Annotated in this window: 5 protein-coding genes; 1 reads left to right on the forward strand and 4 read right to left on the reverse strand. The window is 37.6% G+C overall.

Going from position 1 to position 12,691, the window contains the following annotated elements; genetic code table 11:
* Positions 1-132: 132 nt before the first annotated feature.
* On the reverse strand, positions 133-5,727 hold the full coding sequence (locus Dongsha4_RS05125) for a choice-of-anchor Q domain-containing protein (protein WP_330204650.1): 5,595 nt from the start codon (positions 5,725-5,727) through the stop codon (positions 133-135).
* A gap of 156 nt (positions 5,728-5,883) precedes the next feature.
* On the opposite strand from Dongsha4_RS05125, the gene Dongsha4_RS05130 reads away from it, so the two are divergent.
* Positions 5,884-8,217 carry a TIGR03032 family protein gene (locus Dongsha4_RS05130; protein WP_330204651.1) on the forward strand — a complete coding sequence of 778 codons (2,334 nt, stop codon included), beginning with the start codon at positions 5,884-5,886 and terminating at the stop codon, positions 8,215-8,217.
* Between the two features lie 143 nt (positions 8,218-8,360).
* On the opposite strand, the gene corA is transcribed toward Dongsha4_RS05130, so the two are convergent.
* From corA to Dongsha4_RS05145, 3 genes are all read right to left on the reverse strand, one after another.
* Positions 8,361-9,488: a magnesium/cobalt transporter CorA gene (gene corA, locus Dongsha4_RS05135; protein ID WP_330204652.1), complete on the reverse strand. Its 1,128-nt coding sequence runs from the start codon at positions 9,486-9,488 to the stop codon at positions 8,361-8,363.
* Between the two features lie 129 nt (positions 9,489-9,617).
* Positions 9,618-10,727 carry an S-(hydroxymethyl)glutathione dehydrogenase/class III alcohol dehydrogenase gene (locus Dongsha4_RS05140; RefSeq protein ID WP_330204653.1) on the reverse strand — a complete coding sequence of 370 codons (1,110 nt, stop codon included), beginning with the start codon at positions 10,725-10,727 and terminating at the stop codon, positions 9,618-9,620.
* Between the two features lie 182 nt (positions 10,728-10,909).
* Complete coding sequence (locus tag Dongsha4_RS05145) at positions 10,910-12,640, reverse strand: diflavin flavoprotein (RefSeq protein WP_330204654.1); 1,731 nt, start codon at positions 12,638-12,640, stop codon at positions 10,910-10,912.
* Positions 12,641-12,691 lie beyond the last annotated feature (51 nt).

Genomic DNA, 12,691 nt, shown 5'->3' on the forward strand with positions numbered 1-12,691 from the left:
TTATGCCTAAGCAAAATAATTTGATATAAACCTTATGTTCTCTTAGCCCGATATACAGCCCACCATTATAAGATTGTGGGGTTTTGGTGGGTAATGCCCACCCTACAAATTTTATTGAATTCGGGTTGAATTCTATGAGAAGTTAGGACTGTCAAAGGCTATGATAGCATCAAGAGAGCTAGAGAAAGACGATGAGCCACCATTGATGGCAAGATAAGTATTAGAATCTCCCATCACACTAAAGAAAATATAGTCATTCACTCCTACTCTTTGGCTTCTGAATAAACTCGTCATTGCAGTGGTTGTTAATGCAGAGATTGCCACAGGAGAATTACCATCATTCCAAGTAATAGTTCTTATCCCATGAGGTAGAGATAAAGTATCACTGGCATTTGCAAAGTCGGTGATGGTGTCAATACCATAAGTCAAACTAGACTCGTTTAAATTGTTATAAATAAAAGTATCATTTCCATTACCCCCAGTGAGGGTATCTGCACCCAAACCACCAGTGAGGGTGTCATCATCATCGCCACCGATTAGAGTATCGTTGCCACTACCACCATTAAGGTTGTCATTACCTGCATCACCAGTAAGGCTATCATTACCACTGCCACCAGTGAGGGTATCATCATCATCACCACCTTCAAGAGAATCATTGCCAATACCACCAATCAGGATGTCATCACCAATGCCACCAGTAAGAGAATCATTGCCTCCGTCACCATCAATGGAGTCATCACCTCCGCCACCAATTAAGGTGTTATCACCACTTTGTCCTAACAGGGTATCATTACCGCTTCCACCAGTAACAGTACCTGTATAGAAGTATCTCGTTCCGATGGTTTTGTCAAAGCTACCATTTGAGTCCTCATCAATGCGAATGGTACTACGGGTACTAGCCAAATTTATTAATAAGTTACCTGTAAAACTTGATGCGTCTATGTTGTTCGGCACTGTAGGATCGCCTGTTACCGTATTTTGAGAGCCAGTTAAGGTATCTTCATTTCCGTTAATACTAACAGTGATGAGATTATCCATAATTTTTATGGTTGTTTGATTAAGAATATACTGAACTTCAAATGCCCCTATATCAACTCCACTACCTACTTTTCTGTCGAATCCTGCACCCCTTTGATCAGTGCTTAAGTTATCATCGTTGTTACCTGCATCAATAGCTGGAGAACCACTTACAAGCGCGATGGTCTCTGTTGCACCGCCATTATCTTGTAAACCATTGGGATCAAGAATGTTGTTTAAAGCTACGTTAATACCGTCAGTGGTGGCATTAATATCATTTGCACCGGGGTTGAAACCTTCAAAAGCACCGAGATCAGATTTACTATTATCACCAAAAAGATTATTTGCATTGGCATTTATTGTGCCAGAATAGTTATAAACTTCGTCACCACCATTTGCACTATTACCAGAAATGATACTACTGCTTATATTTGTTGTTCCATCATAGTTATAAATTCCACCGCCATATTCAGTAGCGTTATTACCAGAAACCGTGCTGTTATGGATATTCGTTGTTCCATAATAGTTGTTGTGAATTGCACCGCCACTGTAATTTGCTGTGTTGTTTGCGAGGGTACTGTTGCTAATGGTTGTCGTTCCATAATAGTTGTAAATCCCGCCGCCATCCTCTCCAGCGTAATTGCCAGAAATGTTGCTATTACTTATGTTTGCGATTCCACCATAGTGACCAATGCCCCCTCCAGAATATAAAGACTCATTCCCAGTAACGGTAGCACTATTGAGGCTTAGATTGCCATAGTTCCAAATACCACCACCACCACCGTCGGCAGTGTTATTGGACAAGATTGAGGTAAAAATGGATAGATTCGCTAGGTAATTATTTATACCACCACCATCGCCATAATTTGTAACACTTCGGCTTGTGTTACCTGTGATAGTGCTGTCAATAATGGTTGCCTCGGAATAAAACCCATTATCAATGCCTCCACCAGAGCCATCAGTTGCCTCATTACCAGAAATAGTTGTGCCTACAACGACCAAAAGGGCACCACCGAAATAACCATCACTATAAATGCCCCCACCGTATTCACTGGCAGTATTATTGAGAATGGAACTTTGGTATATATATGTATTGGCAGAATAATTAGCTATCCCTCCTCCATCATCACCTGATAAGTTTCCACTGATAATACTATCGATAATTAATGAGGTTGCATAGTAACTAGCAATGCCACCACCATCATCATCTGCTTGGTTATTACTAATAGTTGTACCGTATATTCCGACAAAACCATCTTGATTATAGACACCTCCTCCTTGTTCAGCAGAAGTGTTGCCCGTTATCTGACTATTAGTTATGGTCACTGTTGCGAAATCTCCTTCGTTTGCGATTCCGCCACCATCATTATATGTTTGGTTATTACTAATAGTTGTACCGTCTATCCCTATAAATCCTTCTAAATTACTGACACCCCCTCCTTGGTCAACAGAAGTATTGCCCGTTATCTGACTGTCGGTTATGGTCGCATATCCTTCATTTGCTAAACCTCCTCCCTCATCGTAGGAATAATTTCCAGTTAACACACTATTAACAACTGAAAGATAGCCATATTCGTTATTAAATATACCAGCTCCATCATTCTCAGCAATATTTCCCGTAATTTGTGAGTTAGAAACAGTCAAATCTTCCGCATTAAATATCCCTGCACCATCCCCTGTGGGAGAATTTCCTGCTGTTCTTCCTCCAGTAATGTTCAATCCCTTCATGGTTACGGTGCTGTTACTGAGGTTATTTCCATCATCTACAGTAAAGACTCGACTGCTGTTATTCCCGTCTATGGTGACATTGTTATTCCCGTCTATGGTGACACTTTTATTGACAGTTAATTCTGTGCCGTTGAGGACAATATTGGTAACGGTGGGAGCGAAGGTAATTGTTCCTCCGTCTGCTATTAATCGTAATGCCTCCCGTAAAGAGCGATCGCCTTCACTAAAGTCCCCATCGTCAATATCTTCTTCCGTATCGACGACAATCTCAGTGAGCAATTCAAACGCCCCAATATCAATGCCCCCGCCAACTATTCTGTCAAACCCTGTCCCCCGTTGATCTGTGGTTAAATTATTGGGATTAATACCTGCATTAATAGCAGGAGAACCAGAAACAAGCGCGATCGTCTTTGTTGCACCACCATTATCTTGTAAGCCGTTGGGATCTAAAATATTAGATAACTCTGTAGGATTACTACCATTAGATGTAGCATTAATATCACTTGCACCCGTGGTGAAATTAACAAAAGCCTGACTATTTGTCTTACTACTATCACCAAAAAGATTGTTGCTATCAGCTATTACTGTGCCACTATTATTAACTTCGTCTCCTAAGTTAGTGGCATTATTACCAGAAATAATACTACTACGGATATTTGTTGTTCCAAAGTTTAAAATTCCCCCGCCATTATTAGCAGAGTTAGCAGAAACAGTGCTATTACTGATATTTATCGTTCCATTTTGGTTGAAAATTCCCCCACCATTATAAGTGGCAAAGTTACCAGAAATGCTGCTATTACTGATATTTATCGTTCCGGAGTTGAAAATTCCCCCCCCGCTATAATAAGTAGTAGAGTTACCAGAAAGGGTACTGTTGCTGATATTTATTGTTCCTAAGAAGTTGAAAATTCCCCCACCTCTATCAGCAGAGTTACCAGAAACAGTACTATTGCTCAGTGTTAAATTTTCTCGGGTGTAAATTCCCCCGCCACGACCTGATGTTTGACCTCCTGTAATAGTTAAGTTGCTCATATTCACTACTTGAGATACGCTACTATTACTATCATCAATATTAAACACTCGACTAAGACTGTTGCCACTGACTGTAATGTTATTAGTACCGCCATTAATAGTCACTGATTTATTAATCACTAATTCTGTGCCGTTGAGGGTAATTGTACCGTTGGCAAGAGTATTAGCAAAAGTAATTGTTCCCCCGTCAGAGATCGCTTTTAAGGCTTCTCTTAAGGATATATCCCCTGCACTTAAATCTCCATTGTCCACATCGTCAATGGTGTCAACTTCGATCGCAGTGAGCAATTCAAACGCCCCAATATCTACCCCATTACCGTCGTCTCTAGGTAATCCCCTTTGATCTGTGGTTAAATTATTGGGATTAATACCTGCATTAATAGCAGGAGAACCAGAAACAAGCGCGATCGTCTTTGTTGCACCACCATTATCCTGTAAACCGTTTGGGTCAAGAATATTGTTTAAAGCTACGTTAATACCGTCAGTGGTGGCATTAATATCATTTGTGCCAGGGTTGAAACCGTCAAAAGCATCTAGGTCAGATTTACTATTATCGCCAAAGAGATTATTAGCATCAGCATTTACCGTGCCAACAAAGTTGAACACTTCATCTCCACTATTAGTTGCAGTATTACCAGAGATGAGCGTGCTTCTTACAGTTGCCGTTCCACTGAAGTTGTAAATCCCCCCGCCAGAAAAATCCGCAGAGTTAGCGAACAGGGTACTATTGGTAATATTTGCCTCTCCACTGTTATAAATCCCCCCGCCAGAAACGTCTGTGGAGTTATTTGACAGGGTACTATTGGTAATATTTGCCTCTCCAACGTTGAAAATTCCCCCGCCTTTAATATCAACGGAGTTATTTGACAGGGTACTATTGGTAATACTTGCCTCTCCAACGTTGTAAATCCCCCCACCACTGTCAGATGCGGAGTTATTTGACAGGGTACTATTGGTAATATTTACCGTTCCAAACTTGTTATAAATCCCCCCGCCAAAAATGTTAGCGGAGTTATTTGACAGGGTACTATTGGTAATATTTGCCGTTGCCCCATCGTTGTTATAAATCCCCCCACCACGATTAGATGAGGAGTTAGAAGAGAGATTACTGTTGCTTAAGGTTAGATTCTCTGCATTGAAGATTCCCGCTCCGTTTGTCTCCTGACCATTCTGGATTGTTAATCCTTCCAAAGTGACATCCAAAACCGTTGCAGTTACATCGTCAATGTTAAAGACTCGACTGTTGTTATTTCCATCTATGATTACATCTGCTACCCCATCATCATTGTTATCGCCGTCAATGATTACTGAATCTGTAATTAACAATTCTCCAGTAGTTAGGGTAATAGTGCCACTCACATTGAAAACGATCGTATCTACGCCGAGTGAAGCATTAGCATCTAACACAGCTTGTCGCAGACTGCCAGCCCCTGAATCGTTTAAACTCGTTACGATGAAGATAGCCGCCTCTGCCTGATAAATTTGCCCATCAATTATTACTTCTATTTCGTCATTTTCTGCTTTTACTAAAGCTAATTCTTCATTCGTAAGAGTTTCTCCTCGCACTAAAGAAGAAAAAATAAACCCTTCGTCTCCTTGACTGTCTTGAGAGTTAATTAATTTATCTATACCATGCCCATATTCTTCCAAAAGTACCGCTACTATTTGACTTTCCGAGGCATTATCAACAAATTCTTGAGCAAGAAATATTTTATTTAATTCACTAACATAAACCCCATTCGCACCACCTAAATCAGTCTGTGACTTAATTTCCACTGTGGGCAAACAAGTAAAATTACCTTGGATTAACTGTAGAGTTAAATTTTCAAGTATAAGAGCATCAAACTCGTTTCCAAAGGCTAGAGTGATACTTTCGGAGTTAAAACCTTGATTAAGGGCAAAGTTTTGTAAGAGATTTTGGGCAGTAGCAATATTAGAGGCAATTGACATGGCGGCAGTGAGTGATCTTACTGGGAGAAAATTTTTTAAGAGTAAAGTAATTCTAACTTATAAGTTTTGATAAGATAAAAAAATTCACATTTTTTAAAAACAATTTATAAATAATGCAATCATTGATTTAATTCGTGAAAAACCATTTAATTTTAGATGAAATCTTTTAATCCTCCATTACAAAAACCACAACCTTTACGCAGTATTCACAGCGATTCCCTTACAAAAATCTTAAAACAAATGGGAATTTCCTTACTTGTTTCCACTTATCAAGCAGGTAAATTAATTATTGTACGAAGCGATGGTGTCGCTATTAACACCCACTTCAAAATGTTTAGTAAACCCATGGGAATTGCAGTTAAAAATAATCGTATGGCATTGGGGGTGCAATCATCAATTTGGGAGTTCCATAATAACCCTTCGGCGGCTTCCCGTCTTGAACCTCAAGGTAAACACGATGGTTGTTTTATCCCTCGCAATATACACTTCACAGGGGATATTGATATTCATGAAATGTCGTGGTGTAATCAAGAATTATGGTTTATTAATACTCGTTTTTCTTGTCTTTGCACCCTTGATAAGGAATATAGTTTTGTACCTCGCTGGAAACCGCCTTTTATTACTGCCTACGATTTGCGAGATAAATGTCATCTTAATGGCTTGGGTATTAGAAATGGTAAGCCGAGATATGTTACCGCTTTGGGTGAAACGGATAAACCTAGTGGATGGCGTAGTAATAAAGCTAATGGCGGTATTTTGATGGATATTGACACCAATGAAATACTGATGAGAGGGTTGTCGATGCCTCACTCTCCCCGTTGGTATGACAATCGATTGTGGGTATTAGAATCAGGCAATGGGGGTTTATGCTATTTAGATCATAGTTCAGGGAAGTTAATTACGATCGCACAGTTACCGGGGTTTACTCGTGGTTTAGATTTTTATGGCAATTTAGCTTTTGTCGGTTTATCGCAAATTAGAGAGTCAGCAGTTTTTGCTGGTTTACCCCTAACTCAAAGATTAGATGAAAGAATTTGTGGGGTTTGGGTTGTAGATATTCGCAATGGTAATATTGTTGGCTTTTTAAAGTTTGAACAAGCTGTACAAGAAATTTTTGCTGTATCTGTGTTACCCGATATGGTTTTCCCTGAAGTTATTGACGCAGACATGGGGTTAATTGGTAGAACTTATGTTTTACCTGATGAGGCTATTACCCAAGCACAAATGCCTTCATCGGATTGGGAATTTGCAGAAAGTTATTTTGCCAAAGGTAATCAACTTTATCAACAAGGTAAATTACAAGATGCGATCGTATCTTTTCAAAAATGCTTAGAATTAGATAGTAGCTACTTACCTGCCCGTTTCAACTTAGGAGTTATTTTGGGCAATTTAGGTCAATATTCCGAAGCCATTGAGCAATTAGAACAAGTTATTCAAGCAGAAGCGAGACACGCAGAAGCCTATAATAGTTTGGGTTTTGTCTATTATCAACAAAGAAACTTAGAAGAGGCTGTTAAATATTACAGACAAGCTATTGCTGTAGCTCCCAACTTTGCTCAAGCCCACTACAATTTAGGTCTGACATTACTGCAACTAGGAGAGTATCAAGAAGGTTGGGCAGAATATGAATGGCGTTTACAGACTCCACAATTTCGGGCATTTAATCCTCCTCAACCCCGTTGGCAAGGGGAAGATATTAGTGATAAAAACTTATTAGTACATACTGAACAAGGTATAGGAGATGCGATTAAATTTGTTCGTTATTTGCCTATAACAGCCCAAAAATGTAAAAAACTTATTTTAGTTGCTCCTGCTAATCTTATACCTGTATTTAAAAAAGTAGAAGGGGTTGCTGAAATTTACACCGCCCAAGATATTCCCTTAAAAAGTTTTGATACCTATATTTCTTTGATGAGTCTGCCCCATATTTTTGCCACAACTTTAGAGAATATTCCTGATAAAGTACCTTATTTAACTGCACCCACAGAGGGAAAAGAAGAATTAATTACTTTTATCGAAACCGAAAAAAAACCTGATTCACTAAAAGTAGGTATAGTTTGGGTAAGTAATAACATAAATAGCCATAATAATAACTCTTGTCCTCTGGAAGAATTTTTACCCATTTTACAATTACCTCATATTACTTTTTATAGCTTACAAATAGGAGATTATTCTAAAGATATTAAAGAACTCCCTTCAGAAACAAAAGTAATTGATTTAAGTTCTCATCTAAAAGATTATGGAGATATTGCTGTAGCCATTAATCAACTGGATTTAGTAATTACAGTAGATTCACCTGTTGCTCATCTAGCAGGGGCATTAAATAAAAAAGTTTGGACAATTCTACCCTATAATTCAGACTGGCGTTGGTTACTAGAAAGAAAAGATAGTCCTTGGTATCCTTCTATGGAGTTATTCAGACAATCTCAATCAATTTACCTTATAAAGTATTTACTAGAGAAGAAGCTAGAAGAATACTCTCAAAGTTAACCTTAATCGTAATTCCTCTCTGTTGTTCAGCAAGAATGATGATTAGATGCAAGTTTTAGCAAATAAAACTAAAAACCGATAAGCTAGTTTGCATTAAGTTATCTGGTTAAGACAGGGAATAAGCAAACTGAAGTAATTTGAAATTACCACTTAGTTTTTTTGGAAAAATAGAACTTAAACCATCCTCTTTGCCAGAAAAAGAAAAGCATTAATAAAGCAATACTTAACATTAATAATAAACACAAAAAATATCCCCAATGCCACTGTAATTCTGGCATAAATTCAAAATTCATACCGTAAATTCCTGCAATAAAAGTTAGGGGGATAAAAATACTAGAAATAATAGTTAATAAGGTAACAACTTCATTCATTTTGTTACTCATAGAGGACATTAAAACATCCATTAAACTAGAGGCTAATTCTCTGTAAGTTTCTAATATATCTAGTATCTGAATAGTATGGTAATAACAATCTCTAAAATAGATGTAAACCTCTTTGCTTATAAGTTTATTTTCTTCTCTTGTCAGTTGATTAAATAAATTTCTGAGAGGCCAAATAGAGCGTCTTAAAGCTAATAATTCTCTCCTAATATTATAGATTTCTTTGAGAGTTTTTTGACTAGGATTTGCTACTATTAAATCCTCTAATAATTCTATTCTTTCTCCATAATCTTCTAATACAGGAAAGTAATTATCAATCAATGTATCTAAGATTAAATATGCTAAATAATCTGCTCCTAAATTTCTAACTTTGCCCTGATTATTTTTGATGCGATCGCGCAATTTAGAAAAATCATCTATGGTATCTTCTTGAAAAGTTAATAAATAATTTTTTCCCAAAACAAGGCTAATTTGTTCAGAAGTAAAACCCATTTCATTGGAATTAGGTTTAATGCAATGTAAAATTATCAATAATTGATTTTGACAATCCTCTAATTTTGGTCTTTGAGGCACATTGACCACATCTTCAAGAATTAAAGGATGTAATCTAAAAACCTCAGCAATTTCACGTAAAATCTTTTCACTGCCCAAACCCTGAATATCCGCCCAAGAAACTAAGTCATTATTCAAACAAGATTGACAGTCTTTCGGTTGAATATCAGATTTCTTATAAGCCTTAATGGGATTATACTCAATTAGATTAATATGAGTGGGTAAAGCCTCTGGATCGATTATAATGCTACCGGGTTCGCTACCGGGTTCATCATAGTAATAATCGAAGTAGTCTTCTTCTTGGATTTCTATTTCTGGAGGGGAAGGCTGCGATCGCATTTTCACTTAATTGGAAGATTTATTTTCCATCATATTAAGAAAACATTTTTAATTCAATATTACATAATCTCGGTTCAGCATAAAAATAAGAAAACAAAAAAGGCGGGTTACAACCCACCCTACAAAGGTTTAGAAAGTAATAACACTGCGGATAGATTCCCCTTTGTGCATTAAATCAAATGCCGTATTAATTTCCTCTAAAGGCATCACATGGGTAATTAAATCATCAATATTAATTTTTCCTGACTGATACCATTCAACTATCTTAGGTACATCAGTTCTTCCTTTTGCTCCTCCAAAAGCTGTTCCTTTCCAGACTCTACCTGTCACTAACTGGAAAGGTCTTGTACTAATTTCTTCTCCCGCCCCTGCCACACCGACAATGGTAGAAACTCCCCAACCCTTATGACAAGATTCTAGGGCTTGACGCATAACATTAACATTACCAATACACTCAAAAGTATAGTCTGCACCGCCTTTGGTTAATTCCACTAAATAAGAGACTAAATCCCCTTCTATTTCTTGAGGATTAACAAAGTGAGTCATACCAAACTTAGATGCGATCGCTTTTTTGCTATTATTAATATCCACACCGATAATCATATCCGCCCCCACCATACGACAGGCTTGAATTACATTTAAACCAATACCCCCCAAACCAAATACAATCACATTCGCACCAGCTTCCACCTTCGCAGTATTAATTACCGCCCCGATACCCGTAGTAACACCACAACCGATATAACAAACCTTTTCAAAAGGTACATCAGAAGGAATTTTGGCTAAAGCAATTTCAGGGACAACGGTATAATTAGCAAAAGTAGAAGTTCCCATATAATGGTATAAGGGCTTACCATCAAGGGAAAAACGGGAAGTACCATCAGGCATTACCCCTTTACCCTGAGTTACTCGAATTGCCTGACAAAGATTTGTTTTAAAACTAAGACAATATTCGCACTCACGACATTCAGGAATATATAAAGGAATAACACAATCTCCCACCTTCAAACTTTTGACATCCTTGCCTACTTCCACCACAACCCCAGCCCCTTCATGACCTAAAATACTAGGAAATAATCCTTCGGGGTCTTTTCCTGATAAAGTATAGGCATCTGTATGACAAACCCCAGTGGCTTTAATTTCTACTAACACTTCTCCTGCTTGAGGAGGTTGTAAATCAACCGTTTCAATGGTGAGGGGTTTTCCAGCTTCTAAGGCTACTGCGGTTTTTACTTTCATTACGATTAATATTTTATGGGTAATTTTTAATTAATTTTCCCCCTTTATTTTAATTTCTCAAAGTCAATTGGGTAAATTCTTAGACAAAATTTAATTCCAATGTTATGAGCTAGTCAGTATTTAACGTTCGGTTTAAGAATATCGGGTAAGGGTAGGTTTCAGGTGTTAGGAAGAATAATATTTTATTTGGAATGAACAATAGCTGTTATACCTGTTGTTGCTAACAAATCACCTTGATTAACTCTGGCATAAATTAACCATTTTCCCTCTAATTCTATAGCTTGTTCTACCGTACATTGCAAATGAGCTAAAGCCTCGGTTAAAATTAAGCAGTTGTTATCAGCAGTTTGAGCTTCAAGGTCAGCAAATGATTCACGGGAAACAGCAAAACGAGGATCAAAATAACGACGAATATTACGCCCTTCTTTAAGAATATTAACGACAAAAGGTTTATTAATTTCTTTGAGCAATTCCCCTTTTTGTTCTTGACTGACTGAAAGCATAATACCGGGAGGAGTAAAACTGGCTTGGGAAATATGACTGGTGAGAATTCCCCAGTTTGTGTCTCCTTGCCTAAAGGTAACTACACACAGAGAGCCAATAATACGATTAACTGCTTGTTCAGTACGAGCAGAACTAAGATTATTACTCGATTCTAAAGTAAAGGAACGATTTTTTTTCGCTTTTTGTAGAGTTTGGGCAAAATCTGAGCCGAGCTTTTGTGCCTTTGCTAAGTCTGCTCCATTTGGAGTAAAGCGAATTCTGAGAGTTTCACAACCGAAGCGATAGTTTGCATCACGCAATTTTCCCTCAATTATATCCACTGCTTCACCGCTCCAACCATAAGAGCCAAATACTCCTGCTAATTTATTTTTGGTTGCTGTGTTGAGAATAATACCTAAAGCTGTTTGTATTTGTACTGGAGCATGACCCCCTAAAGTGGGAGAACCAATTATAAACCCGTCGGCGGTTTGAACTGCTGTGGTAATTTCTTCAGGGGTAGCCAGTTCACAATTAATTAATTCAACATTAACTTGTTGAGCGGATAACCCTTGTGCGATCGCATTTGCCAATTTTGTAGTGCTTCCATAAGCAGAAGCGTAAAATAAAGCTACAGTTAAGGTTTTGTTTTGTTGTTCTTGACACCATTGACTATAATCATGGGTTAAACGACTGAGGCTATAGCGAATCATAGGACCATGATTGGGAGCATAATACTTAATAGTAAAATACTTTAATTTATCGAGAGTGGTTTCCACCTGTTTGGTTTGATTACTATGAAGACAATTAAAATAATAACTGCGATCGCTATCTAATTTTTTCCAATCCTCATCCCAAAGAGCATCACTGCACACATGAACCCCAAAGAATTTATCGGTATAAAGAATGGTAGTAGTGCGATCGTACGTAAATAAAGCATCGGGCCAACGGGGAGTAGGTACAGAAATAAACTTTAACTGATGCCCTTGTCCTAAATCTAAACAGAAATCATGGTTAGCAATTTGGAATTTATCCTGCCATTGAGGAAAAACAGTTTTTAAACTTTTAGCGGCAGGTTTAGAGCAAATAATCTGAATATGAGGAGCAATCGTTAAAATACGCTTTAAAGTAGTCATGCGATTAGCATTAATATGACCCAAAATCACATAATCTAATTTTTTTATATTGAAACATTTTTGCAACTTATTGAGAAATATGTCAGTAAATGATTCTCCAGGAGGATCAATTAAAGCCGTTTTGTCTGCCTGAATTAAATAAGAATTAGCGGTTGTGCCTTTTTGTCTAGCATATTCAATTTCAAATTTAAGACGATCCCAAGTGCGAGATCTAAAAATGGTGGTATTATTGGCAATTTCTTCCACTTGAACATCACGGATGTTGGTATTTTGATTGTTTAAAGTTACAGTGGTCATGATTTTCCGCTCCGATAATTGATAAGTTGATTATTGTAATTCGTAGGGTTT

Origin of the sequence: Cyanobacterium sp. Dongsha4, from assembly GCF_036345015.1 — a bacterium.
In the GTDB taxonomy this organism is placed as follows: domain Bacteria; phylum Cyanobacteriota; class Cyanobacteriia; order Cyanobacteriales; family Cyanobacteriaceae; genus PCC-10605.